20 protein-coding genes and 1 pseudogene are annotated in these 21,110 nt (G+C 48.4%); 4 read left to right on the top strand and 17 right to left on the bottom strand.

Translation table 11 applies throughout. The features are described from left to right. Positions 1-24 precede the first annotated feature (24 nt). The 3 genes from C7R92_RS08710 to gltB form a co-directional block, all read right to left on the bottom strand. Positions 25-369 carry a WG repeat-containing protein gene (locus tag C7R92_RS08710; protein WP_158265731.1) on the bottom strand — a complete coding sequence of 115 codons (345 nt, stop codon included), beginning with the start codon at positions 367-369 and terminating at the stop codon, positions 25-27. Between the two features lie 8 nt (positions 370-377). Beyond that, positions 378-830: a WG repeat-containing protein gene (locus C7R92_RS08705; RefSeq protein ID WP_106833943.1), complete on the bottom strand. Its 453-nt coding sequence runs from the start codon at positions 828-830 to the stop codon at positions 378-380. A gap of 126 nt (positions 831-956) precedes the next feature. Continuing rightward, positions 957-5,570: a glutamate synthase large subunit gene (gltB, locus tag C7R92_RS08700; protein ID WP_106833942.1), complete on the bottom strand. Its 4,614-nt coding sequence runs from the start codon at positions 5,568-5,570 to the stop codon at positions 957-959. A 124-nt stretch (positions 5,571-5,694) separates the two neighbouring features. Here gltB and gltC point away from each other — a divergent pair, with 124 nt between their 5' ends. Together gltC and C7R92_RS08690 are read left to right on the top strand one after the other, a co-directional pair. Then, the gene (gene gltC / locus C7R92_RS08695) at positions 5,695-6,597 is read left to right on the top strand and encodes a glutamate biosynthesis transcriptional regulator GltC (RefSeq protein WP_106833941.1); all 903 of its coding nucleotides are present in this window, start codon (positions 5,695-5,697) and stop codon (positions 6,595-6,597) included. 91 nt (positions 6,598-6,688) lie between these two features. Next, positions 6,689-7,123, top strand: coding sequence for a VOC family protein (locus C7R92_RS08690; protein ID WP_106834016.1), 435 nt, complete (start codon positions 6,689-6,691; stop codon positions 7,121-7,123). A gap of 52 nt (positions 7,124-7,175) precedes the next feature. Here C7R92_RS08690 and C7R92_RS08685 read toward each other — a convergent pair whose 3' ends face one another. The 10 genes from C7R92_RS08685 to C7R92_RS08640 are packed head-to-tail and all read right to left on the bottom strand — an operon-like array spanning position 7,176 to position 15,491. Beyond that, positions 7,176-7,694 carry a GNAT family N-acetyltransferase gene (locus C7R92_RS08685; protein WP_106833940.1) on the bottom strand — a complete coding sequence of 173 codons (519 nt, stop codon included), beginning with the start codon at positions 7,692-7,694 and terminating at the stop codon, positions 7,176-7,178. A 27-nt stretch (positions 7,695-7,721) separates the two neighbouring features. After that, positions 7,722-8,564 (bottom strand): MetQ/NlpA family ABC transporter substrate-binding protein, encoded by an 843-nt coding sequence (locus tag C7R92_RS08680; RefSeq protein ID WP_106833939.1) that lies wholly within the window; start codon positions 8,562-8,564, stop codon positions 7,722-7,724. Positions 8,565-8,605: 41 nt separating this feature from the next. Further along, a complete protein-coding gene (locus C7R92_RS08675; protein ID WP_106833938.1) occupies positions 8,606-9,274 on the bottom strand; it encodes a methionine ABC transporter permease in 669 nt (222 codons plus the stop codon). Then, complete coding sequence (locus C7R92_RS08670; RefSeq protein WP_106833937.1) at positions 9,271-10,056, bottom strand: methionine ABC transporter ATP-binding protein; 786 nt, start codon at positions 10,054-10,056, stop codon at positions 9,271-9,273. The genes C7R92_RS08675 and C7R92_RS08670 overlap by 4 nt, the downstream gene beginning before the upstream one ends. Before the next feature lie 4 nt (positions 10,057-10,060). Continuing rightward, on the bottom strand, positions 10,061-11,218 hold the full coding sequence (locus C7R92_RS08665; RefSeq protein WP_106833936.1) for a M20 peptidase aminoacylase family protein: 1,158 nt from the start codon (positions 11,216-11,218) through the stop codon (positions 10,061-10,063). A 4-nt stretch (positions 11,219-11,222) separates the two neighbouring features. Then, entirely contained in the window at positions 11,223-12,572 is a 1,350-nt protein-coding gene (locus C7R92_RS08660; RefSeq protein WP_106833935.1) for an LLM class flavin-dependent oxidoreductase, read from the bottom strand. Positions 12,573-12,596: 24 nt separating this feature from the next. Further along, the gene (locus C7R92_RS08655; RefSeq protein ID WP_106833934.1) at positions 12,597-13,439 is read right to left on the bottom strand and encodes a MetQ/NlpA family ABC transporter substrate-binding protein; all 843 of its coding nucleotides are present in this window, start codon (positions 13,437-13,439) and stop codon (positions 12,597-12,599) included. Positions 13,440-13,469: 30 nt separating this feature from the next. Then, complete coding sequence (locus tag C7R92_RS08650) at positions 13,470-14,120, bottom strand: methionine ABC transporter permease (protein WP_106833933.1); 651 nt, start codon at positions 14,118-14,120, stop codon at positions 13,470-13,472. A 2-nt stretch (positions 14,121-14,122) separates the two neighbouring features. Continuing rightward, on the bottom strand, positions 14,123-15,142 hold the full coding sequence (locus tag C7R92_RS08645) for a methionine ABC transporter ATP-binding protein (protein ID WP_106834015.1): 1,020 nt from the start codon (positions 15,140-15,142) through the stop codon (positions 14,123-14,125). Between the two features lie 58 nt (positions 15,143-15,200). Continuing rightward, complete coding sequence (locus C7R92_RS08640) at positions 15,201-15,491, bottom strand: glutaredoxin family protein (protein ID WP_069845492.1); 291 nt, start codon at positions 15,489-15,491, stop codon at positions 15,201-15,203. 346 nt (positions 15,492-15,837) lie between these two features. Between C7R92_RS08640 and C7R92_RS08635 the strand changes: the two genes are divergently transcribed. Next, the gene (locus C7R92_RS08635) at positions 15,838-16,854 is read left to right on the top strand and encodes an LLM class flavin-dependent oxidoreductase (protein ID WP_106833932.1); all 1,017 of its coding nucleotides are present in this window, start codon (positions 15,838-15,840) and stop codon (positions 16,852-16,854) included. Between the two features lie 111 nt (positions 16,855-16,965). Here C7R92_RS08635 and C7R92_RS08630 read toward each other — a convergent pair whose 3' ends face one another. The 4 genes and pseudogenes from C7R92_RS08630 to C7R92_RS08615 form a co-directional block, all read right to left on the bottom strand. Next, a complete protein-coding gene (locus C7R92_RS08630) occupies positions 16,966-17,304 on the bottom strand; it encodes a VOC family protein (RefSeq protein WP_106833931.1) in 339 nt (112 codons plus the stop codon). Between the two features lie 74 nt (positions 17,305-17,378). Then, a complete protein-coding gene (locus C7R92_RS08625) occupies positions 17,379-18,170 on the bottom strand; it encodes an SDR family NAD(P)-dependent oxidoreductase (protein WP_106833930.1) in 792 nt (263 codons plus the stop codon). A 188-nt stretch (positions 18,171-18,358) separates the two neighbouring features. Continuing rightward, a pseudogene (locus C7R92_RS08620) lies at positions 18,359-19,383 on the bottom strand (AraC family transcriptional regulator). A 76-nt stretch (positions 19,384-19,459) separates the two neighbouring features. Further along, positions 19,460-20,158, bottom strand: coding sequence for a substrate-binding domain-containing protein (locus tag C7R92_RS08615; protein WP_106833929.1), 699 nt, complete (start codon positions 20,156-20,158; stop codon positions 19,460-19,462). Between the two features lie 92 nt (positions 20,159-20,250). Between C7R92_RS08615 and C7R92_RS08610 the strand changes: the two genes are divergently transcribed. Further along, positions 20,251-21,075: a hypothetical protein gene (locus C7R92_RS08610; protein WP_106833928.1), complete on the top strand. Its 825-nt coding sequence runs from the start codon at positions 20,251-20,253 to the stop codon at positions 21,073-21,075. Positions 21,076-21,110: the final 35 nt, after the last annotated feature.

Raw genomic sequence — 21,110 nt, 5'->3', positions numbered from 1 at the left:
TCCCAATCCGATTGAAAAAAAACACTACTGGACACCTACGACAGCAAAGCCAGCGGGAGAAATGCTCCTCACCCAAGCAAACTGAGGTTTCATGACCCATACTCCTTTTTTGTTGATAAAGCCCCATTTCCCGTTTAATAAGGCCGGTGCCAAGCCATTTGACTGAAAGTCGCCTGCTCTTGTAACCATTCCATAATCGGGTTCAAAGCTAGGCTTAATCACTAGTTTTCCCTTGGTGTCGATATAACCAACCTTCCCGTTTGACAAAATCCACGCCAGACCTTGATGGAAGTCGCCTGCATCTGTATAGGCGGTTTTGAGCAAAATTTTTCCGTTATTATTGATATAAGCCACCTTGCCATTGATCATCACCTTGGCTATCCCGTTGACGTATTGATAAAGCCCGCTTTTCCATCTTTGTATGCCCAGGCTAACCCATTCGCGGAAAAGGAACGGTCCACAACCATGGACTTCTCTTGCTCGATAGGATGAAACTGCGGTTTGATGACCCATTGTCCCTTTTTATTGATGTAACCGTATTTCAGGTTTTGTGCAGCAGGCGCAAGTCCGTTTGCAGCGAAGGAACCCACGTACGAGAATTGAGGCTTAATTACCCACTTTCCTCTTTGATCAATGAAACCCCAGGATTGGTTGGCTGGACTGTCTCCCAGTGTTGCAGCGTAGAGTCCACCCGTGTCCTTCACTTCCTCGAACGTAGGTGCCACGATCCATTCTCCCTTGCTGTTGATCACGCCTTCCTTGGCGGAGGCGATGACTGGCGATAATAGCAGAGCAGCGATGGATACAGCCATGATCGTGAATCGTTTCATCCATGATCCCTTCTTTCGCTGGCTTATTAGCAAAATCTTATACCTAACCCTATGACGTCATGGACAAGGGATTGGTTACCAAAAGAAAAGCCGACGACTCACAACATAAGTCATCGGCTTTTCTCCTTATTTGCCCACAGAGACAAAGGATTGCTCGGGCACTTTCTTTTTCGGTGCTTTGGCATCGCCTTTCTTCTGGCTCATTTCAAAAGCGGCCAAAATCGCCTCTTGGCGTTTCATACCGGATTTCTCCAACTCCTCCATCGTGGAGACGATTTGCTTGTAATCTTTTGGAATGACTTTGACAAACTGTTGGACGGTACGTTCCCACTCATCGAGCAAAGCTTGTGCATGACGGCTGCCTGTGTGGCTGACGTGGTTTTCTAGCAAGCGTTTGACTCGAGCGATTTCCCGTTGATCTTCCAGTGTCTCCAGGAGTACCATCTCCTGATTGCACGTCGCAGCAAACTTCTCTTTATCCTCGACCAGAACGTAGGCAGTACCGCCTGACATGCCTGCTGCAAAGTTTTTACCGACTGGGCCGAGAACAACGACACGTCCTCCTGTCATGTACTCGCAGCCATGGTCGCCTACTCCTTCAACGACTGCAGTCACTCCGCTGTTGCGAACGCAGAATCGCTCACCAGCCATCCCGTTGATATACGCCTCCCCAGAGGTCGCTCCGTAGAACGCAACGTTTCCGATAATCATGTTGTGCTCGGGAGTGAATTTGCTTTTTTTCGATGGTGCGACCGAAATTTTGCCGCCCGACAACCCTTTTCCTACGTAGTCATTCGCATCTCCCTCAAGATGAAGCGTGATCCCTCTAGGAACAAATGCCCCGAAGCTTTGACCTGCCGAGCCAGTAAAATGCAGGCGTATTGTATCCTCCGGCAGACCGTGTTCGCCAAAACGTTTGGTTACCTCGCTGCCCAAGATCGTACCGACTACGCGATTCGTATTGGTGATAGCGAGCTTTGCCTCTACCTGCTGCTGTTTATTCAATGCTGGCTTGCACAGCTTGAGTAGTTTTTGACGATCCAGCGTTTCTTCCAGCTTGTGATCTTGGTTGCGTTGATGATAGCGGCCCACTTCCTCGGAAACATCCGGTTGGAACAAGAGCGCAGACAAATCAACGTGCTTGGCTTTCCAATGATCTTTTGCCTTGTCGCTCATCTTCAGCACATGGCTCTGCCCGACCATCGACTCGATGGAGTGATAGCCCAGCTCCGCCATAATCTCACGAACTTCACGGGCAACGAGACGCATGAAATTCACGGCGTGCTGCGGATCGCCTTTAAACCGTTTGCGCAGCTCGGGATTTTGTGTCGCCACACCCACTGGGCATGTATCGAGGTGACATACGCGAGCCATGACACACCCTATGGAAACAAGTGGTGCCGTAGCGAAGCCGAATTCCTCCGCACCGAGTAGAGCTGCAATGACGACATCGCGTCCCGTCATCAGTTTGCCGTCCGTTTCCAGAACCACACGGTCGCGCAATTGGTTCAGCAAGAGTGTCTGATGTGTCTCAGCAAGACCGAGTTCCCATGGCAGTCCTGCGTGCTTGATGCTTGATTTTGGGGAAGCGCCTGTGCCTCCATCGTGTCCACTGACCACAATGACATCTGCAAGACCTTTCGCTACACCAGCCGCAATCGTTCCGACTCCAGCCTTGGATACGAGCTTCACGCTGATTCGCGCACGTGGATTCGCATTTTTCAAGTCAAAAATCAGCTGTGCCAAATCCTCGATTGAATAAATATCGTGATGAGGCGGCGGCGAAATGAGTCCAACTCCTGGTGTCGATCCGCGCACTTCGGCAATCCATGGGTAGACTTTGCTTCCTGGCAATTGACCGCCTTCGCCCGGCTTTGCTCCTTGTGCCATCTTAATTTGGATCTCTGAGGCATTGACCAAGTAATGACTGGATACGCCAAAGCGTCCTGATGCGACCTGCTTAATGGCACTGCGTCGCAAATCTCCGTTTTCATCCATGATGTAACGTGCCGAATCTTCGCCACCTTCCCCACTGTTGCTTTTCGCACCCAAACGGTTCATGGCAATCGCTAAGGTCTCATGCGCTTCTTTGCTGAGAGAGCCGTATGACATCGCCCCCGTTTTAAAGCGATGAACAATGGAGTCAACAGATTCTACCTCGTTTAGCGGGATCGGCTGTCGATTGGACTTGAAATCGAGCAAATGTCGCAGGGCTACGAATTGTTGTGCTGTCGCTTGCTCCGCATAGATTTTGTACTGCTCATAGCTGCCTTCCCGACAAGCTTTTTGCAGGGCATGAACCGTCTTCGGATTGAACAGGTGGAACTCACCGTCACGGCGGAACTGAAAATCGCTCCCTGCCTCCAATGCTTCCTCGGAATGCTCTGGCAAAAATGCTTTCGCATGGCGAATCAACGTCTCTTGCGCAATCACATCCAGTCCGATCCCCGAAATCTGAGAAGGCGTACGGCTAAAATAGCGATCTATGACGGTAGAATGGATGCCCACCGCTTCAAAAATTTGTGCGCCGCGGTAGCTCTGAATAGTCGAAATGCCCATCTTGGACATGACTTTTACGACACCCTCTACAGCTGATTGCAGGTATACTTCGACTGCTTCGTCTCTGGTGAGATCCTTCAGCCTACCCGATTCAACCAGACTGTTTACAGTTGAGATGGCGACGTATGGGTTGATCGCGTCGGCACCGTAACCAATCAGCATGGCGAACTGGTGTACATCACGTGGTTCTCCGGATTCGATGATGATGCTCGCTTTGGTACGTGTTCCTGCGCGGACGAGATGATGATGAAGTCCGCTTCCAGCGAGCAAGGCAGGGATCGCAGCCAAATCTTGATTCATTCCGCGATCTGATAAAATCAGCAAGGTGTAGCCAGCAGCAATTGCTTCATCCGCCGAAGCGAACAATTGATCAAGTGCCAGCTCCAGTCCTTGCTCTCCCCCTTGCGCCGGGAAGAGTATCGACAATGATTTCGCCTTGAACTCTTGGAATGGATTCGCGCGAAGCATTGCCAGCTCTTGATTGGAGATCAAAGGATTGGTCAAACGAATTCTGCGGCAATTGCTCGCATCCGGTGCCAAGAGGTTTCCTTCCGCGCCAAGCACAGTATGGGTCGAAGTTACGCAAGCCTCCCGTAGCGCATCAATTGGCGGATTCGTGACTTGGGCGAATGACTGTTTGAAATAGTGGTACAAAAGCTGTGCGCGATCAGACAGTACCGCGAGTGGTGTGTCTACGCCCATCGAACCAATGGGGTCTTTCTGCTCAGCAACCATTGGGGCTAGTACCTTGTCGACTTCCTCCTGTGTATAGCCAAACGCTTTTTGGTGCGCAAGCAGGCTATCTTCTTGCAGCTCCTCCTTGCGACCTGCTGCCGGTAAATCCTCGATAGCATGCAGGTTATTTTTCACCCACTCCTTATATGGCTGTTCACTTGCGATTTTTTGCTTGATTTCCTCGTCAGATACGATTCTGCCTTCTTCGAGATCGACGAGCAGCATCCGTCCAGGGCTAAGCCGTCCTTTCTGGACAATCGTTTCATCTGGTACTTCGAGAACTCCAACCTCTGATGAGAAAATAATCGTATCATCTGATGTCACATAGTATCTCGCTGGTCGCAATCCGTTTCGATCGAGAATCGCACCGATATGTCTACCATCCGTGAAAGAAATAGCTGTTGGACCATCCCACGGCTCCATGAGGCAGCTATGGTACTCGTAAAAAGCTTTCTTATTTTCGTCGATTCGCTCATCCTGATCCCACGGTTCAGGAATCATCATCATCGCGACATGCGGCAAGGAACGACCTGCCAGCGAGAAAAACTCCACGCAGTTATCCAAAATCGCTGAATCACTACCCGCCCTATTAATGACTGGCACCACTTTTGCCAAATCAGCACCAAACGCCTCGGACTGGAACATTTTTTCACGAGCCATCATCCAGTTCATGTTTCCTTGCAAGGTGTTGATTTCCCCGTTGTGAATCAAATAACGATTCGGGTGTGCCCTCTCCCATGTAGGGAATGTGTTCGTGCTGAAACGCGAGTGAACGACTGAGAAGACAGAAGTGTAAGAATTATCTTGCAAATCGAGATAAAAAGCATCCAGTTGTCCTGGTGTGAGCAATCCTTTATAGACAATCGTACGCGAAGACATGGAAGCGGCGTAAAAATCAGCACCTGTTGCCTGTTCCACCTGCTTGCGAATGACGTACAGCTTCCGTTCAAATGCCATTTGGTCCTGTATATTCGAGCTGGCTCCGATGAATACTTGGCGGACATAAGGCTGACTCGCTACAGCCGTTTTGCCAATTTTCGTCGCATCGACAGGCACTGTTCTCCAGCCGAGCAGCTTTTGTCCCTCTGCTGCGACAATCGCCTCCAGCTGAGCTTCATACTTTTGCCGCTTCGCTTCATCCATCGGAAGAAACAGCATACCTACACCGTATTTGCCTAGCGCTGGCAGCGTGATATTCAGCTCTTTACAGGTCTTTTTGAAAAAGCCGTGTGGAATTTGCGTTAAAATCCCTGCACCGTCTCCCGTTTCCGGATCACTGCCTTGACCGCCGCGATGTTCCAACTGGCACAGAATTTTCAGACCCTTTCGGACCATATCATGCGTCGATTTCGATTTCAAATTTGCAATAAAACCAATTCCGCAAGCGTCATGTTCGAAAATCGGATCGTATAACCCTTGCTTAGCAGGCATTCCTTGTGTCGTCATGTATCTCCACTCTCCTTGCTCTCTCTGGTATGTTAATTTTAGATTGAGTGAAACGATACAAACAATATATAATTTATGCAAAATCTATCTCAAATCGAGATAAATGGGTAAGGTGGGGGTATTCATGGAGCTACGACAGATTCAATACTTCATCGAGGTTGCCAAACGAGAGCACTTCACCGAAGCCTCACATCATTTGCACGTCGCCCAGTCTGCCCTCAGTCGGCAAATCGCCAATCTGGAGGAGGAGATCGGTGTGTCGCTGTTCCTCCGCGAAGGTCGCAATATCAAGCTGACGGCAGTTGGAAAAATCTTCTTGCAGCACGTCGAAATGGCGATGAGCGAAATTGAAAAGGCAAAAGAGAAGATTGAGGAGTTCCTCGACCCTTCACGTGGCACGATTCGTGTTGGTTTTACGAGCAGCCTCGCCGCCAATCCCCTGCCGACGGTCATCTCCGGTTTTCGAGCTCGGTATCCGGACATCGGGTTTCAATTAAAGCAAGGCTCTTATCAGGGACTGATCAATTCGGTCATCAACGGTGAAATCGACTTGGCTTTTCTTGGGCCTGTTCCCACTCAGGAAAAAAATGTGCGCAGCCACATCTTCTTTGCTGAAAATATCGTCGCGCTACTGCCCGCGAAGCACCCGCTATCAAAGCAACCGAGCTTGCGTCTCAGTCAGTTGCAGGAAGATACTTTTGTGTTGTTTCCACCCGGTTTCATCCTTCGCAATATCGCTGTCAATGCTTGCTCGCAAATGGGCTTTTCTCCTCAAGTTGCTTTTGAAGGGGAAGACATCGATGCCATTAAAGGGTTGGTGGCGGCAGGGTTGGGCGTCACTTTGTTGCCAGAGCTTACATTAACGGATAACGTTCCTCGTGAGACAGTGAAGATCCCAATCAGTGAACCGTTGGTGACACGAACAGTGGGCATTATCATCCCCAACAACCGTGAGCTCCCCCCTTCTGAAAAGCTTTTTTATCATTTTCTGAAAGAGTTTTTTGATGTGCTGAGTAAGTACAGTTAAGGGGAAAGAATTGCAAACTACTGACAGACTGTTGTCAGTAATTGGTCCTTATAATCGGAAGTACCATCCATTTAAAGGAGGAACTTCGATGATGAGTCACAACCAAACCTTGCGGGGCTTTGCTACAATCAGTTATTGGGCGGATGATGTGCAGGCGGCAAAAAAGTGGTACACCGAACTACTGGGCATTGCGCCGTACTTCGAGCGGTCTGGATCGGATGGACAGCTCGCCTATGTCGAGTTTCGCATTGGAGACTACCAGCACGAACTAGGCCTCATTGACCGCCGTTTCGCACCTGTTGCTGCGGTACCTGGTCTGGGTGGCGCTGTGATGTATTGGCACGTCGACGATATTGAATCCGTACTCGATAAGCTTTTATCCATGGGAGCAAGAGAGTACGAACCCCTGATCCAGCGTGGTGACGGATTCATAACGGCTTCGGTCCTTGATCCATTTGGGAATGTCCTCGGCATCATGTACAATGCACACTACCTGGAGATTTTCTGTTCGTTCCAAACAAAGTAAGCAAAGACAAAGTCCTGATGAACAGAGGCATCAGGACTTTTGTATATCTTTCTTACAGTCGCAGCCAGTAGCTTTTCACAAGTGTTTCCTCGTTTGAAAAGTCTTTCTCTATGGCTCTCGTAAATCCCAGGCGTTCGTACAATTTGATTGCAGATGCCATCATGTCTGTTGTATGGAGATGAAGCGTCGTTGCTCCTAGTCTTTGCATGCGATGGATGCTTTCCGCAATTAGCTGTGCCGCAATACCACGCCCCCTCGCTTTCGGTGAAACGGCCAGAAACCGTATGATGGGGGAATCGATGCCGAGTTCTGGCTTGGCATAAGCGGCTTCTGAGGAAACAAATAGCTGAACGCTGCCTACTATTTCGCTGTCCAAGACCGCAACGATGAAGGCGAGAGTCCTACTGTTTGTTACGGATTGCCTGATTTCTTTTTTATATCGCTCCCATTTCACGGCGGATAAATGCTGCTCATATTGCTGGTAGGCTTCGAGTAGATGCTCCTCAATCTGATCGCGGTCCTCGACTCTTGCATCACGAATGCATAGATTGCCTATGTGGATTCCTCTCATGTCTCACGCGCACTCCCATTCGATGAGTTAAAAGGCGGGTACGACGGCAACACCGTATTTGTCCTCGATGAACTTTTTGACCTCGGCTGAAGTCAAAGCAGCGTCCAGCTTTTTGATTTCTTCCCGATTCTCGTCTCCTTTTCCCACCGTAATCACGTTCGCATAGGGGGAATTCGCACCTTCACGAAATAAAGCGCTTTTCGGATCAAGCTTTGCTTCGAGAACGATGTTCGTATTGATGACGGCTCCCGCGAGATCGGGTAGCACCCGGGGTAAGGTAGCTGCTTCTACTTCTACGAATTCCAGTTTTTTCGGATTATCTGCTATGTCTTTCGGAGTTGCGGCGTAATTGGTTAGACCGCCTTTTAACTTGATCCAGCCTTGTTCTTGTAACAGAATCAACGCCCGGTATTCGTTGGACGGGTTGTTTGGAATGCCAATTTTCGCACCTTCCTTGATTTCGTCCTTCGAACCCAATTTGTCTGAATAAAATCCGATTGGCTCCACGTGAACTTTCGTCGTGACGACAAAATCATAGGCTTGTTCGTTTTTGACCGAATCCAAATACGGCACGTGCTGGAAGAAATTCGCGTCGATTTGCTTCTCTTTTAGGGCGGGATTCAGTTGGCCCTCGTCGTCTAGCACGACCACTTCCAAGTTTACTCCTTGCTCTTTGAGCTTTGGCTTGATGAACTCCAGTATTTCAGCATGCGGGACAGGCGCGGCTCCAACTTTCAAGGTGACTTCTTTCTTCGGTTCTGTCGCTTGACCCGTGCTGTTACTAGAGGAGGCTGATGTTGAGCACCCTGCGACCGCCAAGCTAACAGCGGTAAATAATCCAACGATCATTCCGAGACTCTTTTTCCCCATGCTTTCCACTCCCCTGGTTTCATACAGCTTGAATCCTTGCTTTATTCAAACTTGTAGCGTTTCTTATGGATCGCTTTGACGATCGAATCCCCTGACCATTGAATGACTTGGACAAGCAGAATGATAATGATCACGGTTGCGATGAGAACATCTTCTCGAAAACGTTGGTAGCCAAAGCGAATGGCCAAGCTGCCTAGTCCCCCAGCACCGATTGCCCCAGCTACTGCGGTAAATTCCGTAATGCCGATAATCCCAATCGTGACACCTCGCACTAAGGCTGGCATCGCTTCCGGAATGAGCACGCGGAAAATGATTGTGATGGGCGAAGCTCCGACGGATTTGGCTGCTTCCATCTTCCCTGCACTTACTTCCTTGAGTGAGTTTTCAATGATACGCGCCAAAAATGGTGCTGCACCAATGGATAAAGAGACAATAGCAGCTGTCGGCCCGAGCGAAGTTCCCACAATGAGTCTCGACAACGGCAGTAGCAACACGATCAGAATAATGAAAGGAAGAGACCGAACGCCATTTATTATTGACCCGATCACTTTACTCAGTTTTGGTGATTCGAGAAGGCCGCCCTTTTCCGTCACGACGAGGGTGATTCCCAAAACCATTCCGATCAAAAGAGCGAACAAGGATGACCAAAACACCATGTAAAGCGTCTCAAGTAATCCTTCCCTTAGTAAGTCAACCAAATCTGCGTTCATATACCCGCCCCGACTCCTTCCATTACATGGCGCTTGTCACGGTAATAGTCGATAATATGGACAAATCGCTTAGCGGTATCACTTTCCGGATGAAGGAAAAACTTCTCCACACTCCCGGTCTCGACGATTCTGCCGTTTTCGATGACCGCCATGTTGTTGCATACGTGCTGAAGCACATCCAGCTCGTGCGTGATGAGCACAATCGTCAGCTTTAACTGGCGATTGATCTCCTTCAACAGCTCCAGAATCGAATACGTCGTCTGCGGATCGAGCGCGGATGTCGCTTCGTCACTCAGCAGCAAATCAGGGGAATTGACCAGCGCCCTGGCTATCCCGACACGCTGCTTTTGACCGCCGCTAAGCTGGGACGGATATGTGTTTTCCTTGTCTCCGAGTTGTACGAGATCTACTATTTCCCTTACGCGCTGATGAATGTATGGCCTCGGATGTCCAGCTACCTCCAAAGGGAAAGCGACGTTTTGATAGACCGTTTTTGCATCCAGCAGATGAAACTGCTGAAAAATCATGCCGATTTTCTGCCTTGCCTGTCGCAGTTCTTTCTCGGCTAAATCAGTAATCACTCTGCCTCCGATCTCAATCGTCCCAGAATCTGGCTCCTCCAGCCGATTGAGACAACGAATCAGGGTTGATTTACCCGCGCCTGAAAACCCGATGATCCCGAAAATATCTCCTTTTTCAATTTGTAAATGGATGTCCTGCAAAACAGGGATGTCTCCTTTTGGGGTTTTGTATGATTTCGTGAGGCTCTGGATGTTTACCATTCGTTCACCTGTCCTTTAATGCGCTAGCAGCCAGTTCGGCAAAATAATGAGCGCCAGGTAAAAGTGCCCGTTCATCCAGCGTAAATCCGGGATGATGCCATACCTCGGTACCGGATGTACCGAAAAAAACGAAGGAGCCCGGTATTTTCAATTGATAGTAAGCAAAATCTTCTCCAGCAGTAGACGGATTGGGCGTTACGACTTGCAAGCCTACCTTTTTTGCTACATCGATGGACAGTTTCGTCAGCTTCTCGTCATTGTGAACAGGTGGTGGTCCTGCAATCCAGCGCAGATGAACTTTGGCACCATAGGCTGACGCCACTCCCTCGATAATCGCACGCAAGCGATCGGGAATTCGCGCACGTACCTCCTCTTGAAAAGTACGGATCGTACCGCCAAGAACGACTTTGTCAGGTATCACATTCCAAGTCGTTCCGCCGTGAATGGTCGTCACGCTCACGACAGCGTTATCCAACGGACTTACATTTCTACTGACAATCGATTGCAAAGCCGTGACGATTTGCGAAGCTGCCACGATTGGATCGACCCCGGCATGTGGGATAGCTGCGTGCGTACCGATCCCTTCCACATCGATCTCGAAGCCATCTACGCTCGCCATCAGCGGTCCCGGTTTAATCCCGATGGTCCCGACTTCCAGATCAGGTTTGTTGTGCAAGCCAAAGATCGCCTGAACCCCTTCCAGCGCGCCCCTCTCCACCAATTGCCTCGCACCTGTTCCCTTTTCTTCTGCGGGTTGGAAAAGAAGCCTCACTGTTCCTGCGAGTGTCTTTTCCTGTTGCTTCAATAAATAAGCGGCTCCGAGGATGACCGCCGTGTGGAAGTCATGACCGCAAGCATGCATTTTCCCTGGGATTTTCGATGCGTACGGCAAACCTGTTTCCTCTTGAATCGGCAATGCATCCATATCTGCGCGTAGGGCAATGATCGGCCCGCTATTGTTCACGCCTATTTCTGCCACTACGCCTGTTTGCAGCGGGAGATCGATGATACGAATATCCGCTTCCTCTAGCCATTCACGAATAGCGCGAGTGGTTTCGAACTCTTCGTAGGCAACCTCGGGATATTGATGCAATTGTCTGCGTATCGCAATCAGCTTTGACTCCAGTTCCGTTGATCGTAATGCCTCTATACCTGTTCCCACTGCACTATCTCCTTTCTGTCAATTGTTTGTTTCGGACCTGGAACCGATTGAGCGGCTTTTTCAATTGCAGATGATCTCGTAGCGTATCGCCCTCGTACTCGAGGCGATAAAGCCCTCTTTCTTGCAAAATCGGGATGACCTTGTCGACAAACACCTCCAAGCCATGCGGGAGAATCGGAGCGATGAACATGAATCCATCTGCCGCCCCTTGGGCAAACCATTTTTCCATCGCGTCTGCGATTTGTTCAGGGGTTCCGATCCATTCCCGATTGCTTCCTCCTTCAAGTAGCGCATACAACTGGCGCAAGGTCGGATTCTTTTGACGGATCAGCTCTGTCATCCATTCGAAATGACTCTGGATGCCATTCTCTTCTGGAAAAATGACTTCCGCAGCTGTCGTATCGAGCGAATACTTGCTGAAATCGACTTTGCCTAAATAACCTGACAAAAATCGCAAGCCTTGTTCTGGCAGCAATAAGTCATGCAACTGCTCATAAATCGCCTCTGCCTCTTCCTTCGTATCCGCAATGATCGGGGATATGCCTTGCAAAATGTGCAATTCATCTGGCGTGCGACCGTAATCAGGCATCTTACTTTTCAGGCTGTGATAAAACTTCTTGGCACGCTCGAAATCTTTAACGTGCGAAAAGACGACTTCTGCTGTTCGTGCTGCCAGTCGTTGTCCTGGCTCCGATGCTCCCGCTTGCACGATGACAGGCTGTCCTTGCTTGGACCTGCCGATATTCAGCGGTCCTTGTACGGTGTAATGTTGCCCTTTGTAATGAAGTCTGTGCATTTTTTCTGGATCAAAAAACACACCCGTCGCTTTGTCTTGCACAAATGCGTCATCTTCCCACGAATCCCACAAGCCCTGCACGACATCGATGAATTCTTCTGCTTGCACGTAGCGTTGATCGTGTGGAACATGGGACGTACGGCTGAAGTTGCGCCCCGTTTCTCCTGTTGCATCACCCGTTGTGACCATATTCCAGCCTGCGCGACCATTGCTGATATGATCAACAGAAGCGAACAGCCGAGCCAGATTGTAAGGCTCGTGGTACGTGGTAGATGCAGTCGCGACGAGACCGATTTTGGACGTAGCCCCGGCTAGAGCTGCCAATAACGTGATTGGTTCAAAACGGTTGAGAATATTCGGATGCGAAGCTTCATTGACTGCCAAGCTGTCTGCAATAAAGGCGATGTCAAACTTCCCACGCTCTGCCGTCTGAGCCAGTTGCTTGTAATAATCGATGTCGATACTCGCATTTCTTTTCGCTGTCGGTAACCGCCATGACGATACATGTATGCCCGTACCAACTAAGTAAGCGGATAAGTGAATTTGTCGCTTTTCCATCTGCTCTTCTCCCATTCGTTCGCGTTATGGCTTAGACTTAAACGATTGTTTAAAATCGTTCAGTTCTTCAACAGTTACTTGCGTCGGGATGTAGTTTCCTTTATACGTCTCCGTGATAAAATTTGATACGATTTGGGACTGGTAGATCGCCACCAGCTTTTTTACGTCCTCCCTGTTTGCCTTTTCTTTTGTCGTCGCAATTACGTTGATGTATGGCTTCGCCGTTTTGCTTTCGTGAAACACAGCGTCTTTTAATAGAAAACCAGCCTCGACTGCTACACCGTTATTGATAATGGAGGCCGCCACATCCTTCATGACACGAGGAGTCGTTGCACCATCGACGGGGACAATTTCTAAATGCTTGGGATTCGCCTTGATCTTATCCGCCCCACCAAATCCATCGAAATTGTCCACGACTTGAATCAATCCAGCCTCTTGGAGCAGTAGCAAGGCACGTCCCCAGTTGGAGTCATCGTTCGGTACGGCGATCTTTGCCCTGTCCGGTATTTCTTCGATTTTTTTGAACTTATCGGAGTAGATTCCGAGGGGTGCAATGATCGTGGAACCAACGGGCACGATTTGCGAGTTGTTTTTCGTATTGAATTGGTCTAAAAAAGCGACGTGTTGAAATGCATTGGCGTCGATTTCCCCATCGAGCAAGACGGTATTCGGATTGACATTCGCGTTGAATGAAACCAATTCAATTTGCAGTCCTTCTTTTGCCGCCTGCTCCTTCACGAAGTCCCACGTACGGCTTTCCGACCCGCGAATGCCGATTGTAAGCCCTGTCTGTTCCTCTGTTTTTCCGCAACCGACTGCGAGCATGGCTATCAAGGCGCATAGTAGGGTAAGCGCTACTTTTTTCATCGCTGGTTCTCTCCTGTCTCTTCTGTTGCCTTAGTTCCGGCGAATTTTACGGGCCAGCACGTTGCCGAATGATTGAATCCCTTGGACAAGCACGACGAGGATGACGACGGTCGCAACAATTGTCATGGTGCTGAACCGCTGATATCCGTATGTAATCGCCAAGTCTCCAATCCCTCCGCCACCGATTGCACCAGCCATGGCTGTGGCTCCGATTAAGCCGATGGTAGCTGTCGTGATGCTGAGAATAATCGACCCGAGTGTTTCCGGGATGAGAAAGCGAAAAATGATCTGTAATGGCGTTGCTCCCATCGCTTCTGCGGCTTCGATGATCCCTGCGTTTACTTCTAGCAAGGAGTTTTCCACCAAGCGAGCCATGTAAGGTCCGCTGTAGATGATGAGCGGCACAATCGCCGCTGTCGTGCCGATAGAGGTCCCGACAATCAGCCTCGTCAACGGGATAATCGCCACCAGCAATATGATAAATGGAACCGAACGAAGGACATTGATGATCGGATTCAAGATCGAAAAAATCAACGGATTCTCTAAAATGTGGCCCTTGCGCGTGACCACGAGCAAAACGCCGAGCGGAAGGCCTATCATTGTCGCAAACACGAGCGAAACGCTCACCATGTAAATCGTTTCGTATACGGCTTGGATGACTTGGTCGGATGTGACTTCCATCGCTATGAAATCTCCTTAACCGTGACGTTTTGTTGCAGGATGTATTGGTATGCGCGGGCAATTTCTCGTTCGCTTCCCTGTAATTCGACAATCAAATTGCCAAATGGGACTCCTTGCAGCTCGGTAATGTTTCCGAATAGGACATGGACGTCACTGGCAAATCGCTTCGCTACTTGCGAGAGCATCGGTTGACCAGAGCTTTCTCCGATAAAACGAATATGGAGGATCTTGGATCTTCCTTGATTCGCTTCAAGAAGCTTGTAAACACTGGATGGAATGTCGTCACGTACCACTGATTTGACAAAATGGCGAGCCGTCTCTGTCTGAGGATTCGCAAATACCTCCAAGACATTTCCTTGTTCCACGACAGCGCCTTGCTCCATGACCGCAACACGGTTGCAAACCTCTTTGATGACATTCATTTCATGGGTAATCATGAGAATGGTGACGTTGTATTCCTCGTTCACTCTTGTGAGTAATTCCAGAATGGACGCGGTCGTTTGCGGGTCCAATGCCGAGGTTGCTTCGTCGCTCAGCAAAATGGACGGATTGGTCGCCAGTGCACGTGCGATCCCGACGCGTTGCTTTTGTCCGCCGGATAGCTGATTGGGATAGCTCTGCGCTTTTTCTGTTAAGCCTACAAATGACAGGAGCTCGCCTACGCGTTCCTGGATTTCCTTGTGCGAAGTGGTTCCGAGCCGCAGCGGCATGGCTACATTTTCAAATACGGTCTTCGTAGAGAGCAAATTGAACTGCTGAAAGATCATCCCGATGTTTTTCTTCAGGGACCGCAAATGTTTGACCGACAAAACAGACAAATCATTCCCGTCGACAATCACTCTGCCAGATGTGGGCTGCTCCAATCGATTGACCGTGCGAAGCAACGTACTTTTTCCAGCGCCGCTTAAGCCAATCACACCGAAAATGTCGCCTCTGTGCACGTTCAGCGTAACACCTTTTAATGCCTCAATCGTTGCGCCGCCACTTTCATATGATTTATGGACTTCGTGAAACTCAATCATGCTCTCTATCGGTTCAATCTTCTTCCCGTTGGACGGAAGAGATTCATGTGTCTCCTCCCTAATCGCTTGTACGCTCCCCATGTTGATCCCCCCTACCGACTGACAATCGCGATTGTAACTGATCCAGTTCTGTATGAAGCAATGCTTCGTATTTGCCATCCCCGCCGATTTCCACCACCGGGACCAGGCGCGTGCCGTATTTGACTTCCAGCACATCGCGGAGCACGTCTTTTCCTTCTACATCAATCCATTCGAAAGGTCGTTGATTCGCTTGTAAAATAGCCTTGACGTCTGTACAAAATGAGCACCCGCTTCTTCCCCATACAATCACTTTTTGTTTGGCTGACATGTACTACTCCTCCTTCTCCCAACGCTGTCTTCCGGCGCGATCCAAAAACAAAAAGACCCCCTACCCATTGGCAGGAAGTCTCCAGTTGTCTGGTCGACATTTTTAATTCGCATCGGATTACTTGGGATATTATCATTCGCAGCTTTGCCACGTCAACAGCTAATTTCACTGCATCACGATTACCAAGGATTGAAAAAGTCATTGACAATGAAATGGGGTTACCGATAAAATCCTAGCAAATAACTATGAAATTAGCCGACTGGACATCCAGAGGCCCCCTTTGTACATGAAAACGTACGATCAGGGGGCCTCTATTTTTACTTTACGAATAGGAGCGAACAACAACATGACGCTAAAACTAAGCATTTTGGATCAGAGTCCCATCCAAGAAGGAGAAACGGCAACAGAGGCATTTTTGCATACCATTGCCTTGGTCAAGAAGGCCGAAGAACTCGGCTATCACCGATTTTGGGTGTCTGAGCATCACGACTTAGATCATGTGGTCGGCTCATCACCAGAGGTGCTCATCGCCCATTTGCTGGCGAAAACAGAACGTATCCGTATCGGTTCCGGTGGAGTAATGCTACAACACTACAGCCCGTATAAAGTAGCTGAAAATTTCCATGTACTGGCTTCCCTGGCACCTGGTCGCGTCGATCTCGGTATTGGCAGAGCTCCCGGTGGGCTTCCGTTATCGACAAAAGCACTGCAACAGGAGAGCACAGGAACCAACCGAACTCTTGCAGAAAAACTCGAAGAACTCGAGCATTTTCTCCACGACGAGCTAATACCTGCGCACTCCCTTTATGGATTAAAAGTCATTCCGACTCCGCCCGTGCCTGCTGATTTATTCTTATTGGGTACCAGTATCGAAAGCGCAGAATTAGCTGCTTCCCGGGGTATTCCATACGTATTTGCCCTGTTTATCAACCATGATGAGACGGTGAGTCAAGCCGCCATGGAAGCCTACCGAAAACAGTTTCGTCCAGGCAGAATCGCCAACCCGCAAGCACTCCTTGCCCTTTCTGTCATCGTAGCCGATACCGAAGAAGAAGCCGCTCAATTAGCAAAGGAAAGCAAAGTCGCCAAAATCCATTTGCAAAGCGGAAAAACCGTAACCGTCACCAGTCTGAAAAAGGCGGAAGAATTCGGGCTTCAATCCGTCGAGCCGTATACGATTGAGGTAAAGGAAGCGAATGTCATTCACGGAACGAAAGACACGGTACGGGAAAAGCTCATCGCCATCCAGGATCAGTACGACATCGAGGAAATCATCATTACAGCCCCTATCAAAGACTTTCAAAAACGAATGCTGTCATATGAGCGGTTGCGGGAAGCAATTTCGGAACTGACTGTTTCCTGATTGGCGTCAGACAGATTCCAAAATGAATTTATCGTGGCTGACCCGCTTGTGAGGATATAACGGGTCAGCTTTTTTCCTATCCTTCCCTATTATCCCACTCCTCTAGCGTCATCATTTTGAAGGCTTCCTCAAAATCAATTCGTAAGGCTGTTTTTCTGGTGGGAAACCGAAGCTAGTTGTTACCTCTATCCCCTTCTGTTCCAACCACTTCTTCGCTTCATCCATATCTTTGCGATCAATTTGAAAGGCAACGTGACGTAACGAAACGTGATAAGGGGTATCTACACGGTCTGTCTCCCATAACCCTAACCAGCTGCGCCCTTTTTCAATCCAAAAGAAAGCAATGGTATCAGTCTGGTGAGCGAGTTCCAAATCCAGCTGTTTGTAAAACGCAATGGATCTCAAGAGATTTTTGACAGGTAAATGTGCTTCGTATAATCCTTTAATCATACTGGACATCCTCCCTTGTCTTTTTCAACATTATCGTATCATATGTATGATAATATTGGCAATTCTGATCGCAGTTAAAAAATAGTTGGCACCATGCCCCCGTCTATACGGATTGGTGAACCTTTAAATGCGGTTGCATAAGGGCTGGATACGAATGCTACGAGCCTGCCTATTTCAAAAGGCTTGATAAACCGCTGTAATTCGGATTGGGGCAGGTTTGCTACCATAAATTGCTTTTCTTTTTCCGAAAATGCCATATCATTAGGAAACAAACGATCGATGATTTGATATACATTTTCGGAAAGCGTTGGTCCTGGCATGATTGTATTGGATGTGACTTCTGTTCCTACCGTTAATTTAGATAGGCTTTTTGATAGTGATAATAGCATCGTTTTCGTCATGCAATACTGAGGCATTTGCCCTGAAGGCATGATCGCTTCTTCACTTGCTATAAAGATGATTCGTCCATAATTGTTCTTCAACATGTTCGGTAAGTAAAATTTAGATAATCCATTAGCGGCAAGGACGTTTGTTCGGAAGTATTTTTCCCATACTTCATCGTCAACGTCTTCATAGGACATGATTTCATAAATACCCATATTGTTAACGAGAATATCCACATTGGGATATTTCTCAAATATAGCTTCTCTTTGCAGCCTATCCACAATATCAGCCGTAGCATTCTGAGGAGAAGTAGTCGGGAATTGCGACTTCAATTCATGTACGATTCGTTCTACCTCTTCATCATTTCGTCCATTAACGAGGACATTGACGCCTTCTCTGGCAAGCTCTATGGCAATTGCTTTCCCAATACCTTTCGTCGATCCAGTAACGAAAGCAGTTTTGTTCCTTAATCCCATATCCATAACACTTGTCTCCTTTGTAGCCATTCACGGCAAGCTGACTAGAAGTTAATCTTGGAACATCCTAGTGCTCCGAATTGAGATTATCGTACTTTGTCTGGATCGTTCGGTAACTAGCGTACAACGCCAAATTTCTTGCTTTACCCGCCAAATAGTGAAACCGGGAAAATGGTAGCCCCGCTTGGAACGGGTTAGCTTGGAAATTCTTTGACGGCGGGATTGACCCTAAAGTATTCGGAACGCCAATTGGAAGGTGTATCGCCTTCCCAAAGGCGAAAGGCCCGGTAAAATGAGTTCTGATCTTCGTATCCAATTAAGAAAGCCACTTCTTTTATATCGAGCTTGGGGTCGGCCAAGTATTCTCGTGCCTGTTCATGCCGAGCCTGTGTCAACAGTTGCTTGAACGTTGTGCATTCATCCGTAAGACGGCGCTGCAAGGTACGATCGCTCATGCCCAGCTCGCTGGCAACAGCTCGAATATCAAGGCGGCCTCCTGTTGACTTCGCTTCAAGATCCACTTGACCATCTCCGCAATGGAATGACTGCACTGCTCATCCAATGATCGGTTCAATACAGGTGTCAATATCTCCAACAATTCTTTGTTATACGAAAGAAAGAGGCGGTCCAGATCGCGTCGATGGAGTGTTAATCGGTTAACGGTGGCACCAATCCGTATCGGGCAACCGAAGTAAGCTTCGAGAGCAGTGACATCCCCCATCGAGTGAGAAAATTCCACGGACTGTGCAGTTAAACGCGTGCCAGTGCCCCGTCGCCCAAGTTCTAGAAGAAAGGCTAGCGTGGTTCCAACCAAGACTGGTGGACCGGGTTGCTCGCTGTGCATCCACTCCAATTCGATTGTACAGCGCTCGCCCTCCTCTGTAATACGCAGCCTTTCCGGAGGGCACAGTTGTTTGTATCGGGCCATTCGATTAAGCGCGTCGCGATAGTCACGAGCATGGTAGGTCGCTAAAACAGTCGGTGGGTATTGTGCCGCTTCAAAGGTGGTGGATAGCTTGATGATTCCCATAGCAGTGTCACCAATTAGATCGGCGTACGCTTGCCAGATTCTGAAATATTGGGCAGTGGTGACTACAGCTGGTTCTGTAAAAATGGTGAGTGGCAGGCGCGCTCTGCGAGCTAGGTCGAGGGGGGCAATCCCTAGTCGTTGTAATCCCGCCCAAAATCCCGCCGGGAAATTTATACGGTCTGCTTTCATTACGTATGGATCTCCTTTAGTTGCTTACCGATTCGTTCCGATTATGATTAAGTATACAGGAAGGTGATCGTACCCGTTATTTATGCTTTCCCATCGCTTTCATGATTTCTTCAATCCCGTCTATTTTCGCAAGAGCCATCGGTCCAGGTAACGACGGGTCTGCCAATTCATAAACCTGGTTGTTTTTGACGGCGTTCAAGCTATTCCAGACGTTGCTTCCTTTCAAGGTCTCTTTCACTCCACCTTGGATCGGCGCTTGCCAATTATTGATGACGAACAGATGGTCTGGATTTAATTGAGCGAGGCTCTCCAATGAAAGCTGTCCATTCGACTCCTCCATAAAATGATGAAAGGTCGACACAGGAATACCGATGCCAAGCATGTAGAACGGCTCATTTCCAACATATTCAAACCTTGCTTCCACTTCTGACATGAATTGAAGCGAGCACAGTCCTGGCAGCAACTGGTGCTCTTTGCCTTGCACGCTTATGCCTCTCTCCCCTTTTAAACAAAAATTAAGCTCTACCATAGGGCTTTTCGTAGATAGAGAGATGCACTGTGATCGGTAAAATGTATAGTCGGATACAACCACTTCCATATCATACCGAGGAAGAAACCGACGAACATACCCCTCGCCCATCTCTGGATGAAGGGTCAGTTTTGTTTTCTGATCCACATTTTGTGATTCCAGATTCATTCTGTCGAAAAAAAGAATGTTTTCTTGAATATTTGTAGAACTCAACTCTGTCCATCCCATCCGATGCGCAAAATGCACATGATAATCATTATCAAATTATAGCGGAATGAGGAGAGTTTTACTATGATATGGGAATAGTGGCTCATTTCAGCAAGAGAGGTGTTGTTCTAATGTTAGATTTAGCAAGTCCATTATGGGGTAAGCTACAAGGTCCTTATGGTTTGTCTGATCGCGTCCCTGCGCTCATCCAGCATGTTCAGCACGACTATTTTTCCGATGAAAAAGAAGAGTTGTATTGGGAGCTTCTGTATCATCAAAATACGATTTATCCATGTACATATGCTGCAGTCCCCTATTTAGTAGAGATCGCTTTAAAAACAGAGAGCGCTGATATTCTGTTGGAAATCTTCATAACCTGCGGCATGTTCGAAGCCAGTAGCGAAAATGCGCCTCATATGGATGTACCATCGGAGTTTTTACGAGATTCCACACCCTTATTGGATCAAGAAACCATCAGAGAGATCTATCGTGAATACCGCCGTGCCATTCTATCACTGACAGAGCAAACAGAATCAATCCTTCACCTAGCACAGATGGGAGAGCATGATGCAGACAAGCGCTACATACTGGCTGCGGACGCTGCGTTTCGTGGGGACAAAGATATTGCCAACATGCTTCTCACCTTTTCGGAGGGAGACGAATATGTGACGGTGTGTCCGACGTGCGATCAGTCTATCTACATATGGCCAGATGAGGAAGAGGAGATTTTGTTCGCTTACGAAGACGATCCCGTTTCTCATGGTACAGCGAAACGATTTTCAATCATCTCCAAAAAACCGGACATGACAAATGACAGTGGACTTCAGAGACTATACCAACGTGCACTTGAGATTGGGGATAAAAAGCTGCTTGACCATCTTCCTTATCTTGCTGGTGAATTGAACTGCTGCTCATGCGACACCCCTATCCAAGTTTGGACGGGACTTTTTCCATAAACAGCAAAAGACCACAGCTAATGCCGTGGTCTTTT

The organism is Brevibacillus porteri, assembly GCF_003013475.1.
Classification (GTDB): Bacteria; Bacillota; Bacilli; order Brevibacillales; family Brevibacillaceae; genus Brevibacillus; species Brevibacillus porteri.
The sequence above is the reverse complement of the archived record's forward strand: the minus strand, read 5'-3'. Positions and strand labels throughout refer to the sequence as shown.

Bases quoted from the DNA above. Each gene is read 5' to 3' on its own strand.
- C7R92_RS08670 (WP_106833937.1), bottom strand. From the start codon at position 10,056: ATGGTAAACATCCAGAGCCTCACGAAATCATACAAAACCCCAAAAGGA.
- C7R92_RS08705 (WP_106833943.1), bottom strand. From the start codon at position 830: ATGAAACGATTCACGATCATGGCTGTATCCATCGCTGCTCTGCTATTA.
- C7R92_RS08680 (WP_106833939.1), bottom strand. From the start codon at position 8,564: ATGGGGAAAAAGAGTCTCGGAATGATCGTTGGATTATTTACCGCTGTT.
- C7R92_RS08655 (WP_106833934.1), bottom strand. From the start codon at position 13,439: ATGAAAAAAGTAGCGCTTACCCTACTATGCGCCTTGATAGCCATGCTC.
- C7R92_RS08645 (WP_106834015.1), bottom strand. From the start codon at position 15,142: ATGATTGAGTTTCACGAAGTCCATAAATCATATGAAAGTGGCGGCGCA.
- C7R92_RS08635 (WP_106833932.1), top strand. From the start codon at position 15,838: ATGACGCTAAAACTAAGCATTTTGGATCAGAGTCCCATCCAAGAAGGA.
- C7R92_RS08650 (WP_106833933.1), bottom strand. From the start codon at position 14,120: ATGGAAGTCACATCCGACCAAGTCATCCAAGCCGTATACGAAACGATT.
- C7R92_RS08610 (WP_106833928.1), top strand. From the start codon at position 20,251: ATGTTAGATTTAGCAAGTCCATTATGGGGTAAGCTACAAGGTCCTTAT.
- gltB (WP_106833942.1), bottom strand. From the start codon at position 5,570: ATGACGACACAAGGAATGCCTGCTAAGCAAGGGTTATACGATCCGATT.
- C7R92_RS08685 (WP_106833940.1), bottom strand. From the start codon at position 7,694: ATGAGAGGAATCCACATAGGCAATCTATGCATTCGTGATGCAAGAGTC.
- C7R92_RS08630 (WP_106833931.1), bottom strand. From the start codon at position 17,304: ATGATTAAAGGATTATACGAAGCACATTTACCTGTCAAAAATCTCTTG.
- C7R92_RS08675 (WP_106833938.1), bottom strand. From the start codon at position 9,274: ATGAACGCAGATTTGGTTGACTTACTAAGGGAAGGATTACTTGAGACG.
- C7R92_RS08640 (WP_069845492.1), bottom strand. From the start codon at position 15,491: ATGTCAGCCAAACAAAAAGTGATTGTATGGGGAAGAAGCGGGTGCTCA.
- C7R92_RS08625 (WP_106833930.1), bottom strand. From the start codon at position 18,170: ATGGATATGGGATTAAGGAACAAAACTGCTTTCGTTACTGGATCGACG.
- C7R92_RS08710 (WP_158265731.1), bottom strand. From the start codon at position 369: ATGATCAATGGCAAGGTGGCTTATATCAATAATAACGGAAAAATTTTG.
- gltC (WP_106833941.1), top strand. From the start codon at position 5,695: ATGGAGCTACGACAGATTCAATACTTCATCGAGGTTGCCAAACGAGAG.
- C7R92_RS08690 (WP_106834016.1), top strand. From the start codon at position 6,689: ATGAGTCACAACCAAACCTTGCGGGGCTTTGCTACAATCAGTTATTGG.
- C7R92_RS08660 (WP_106833935.1), bottom strand. From the start codon at position 12,572: ATGGAAAAGCGACAAATTCACTTATCCGCTTACTTAGTTGGTACGGGC.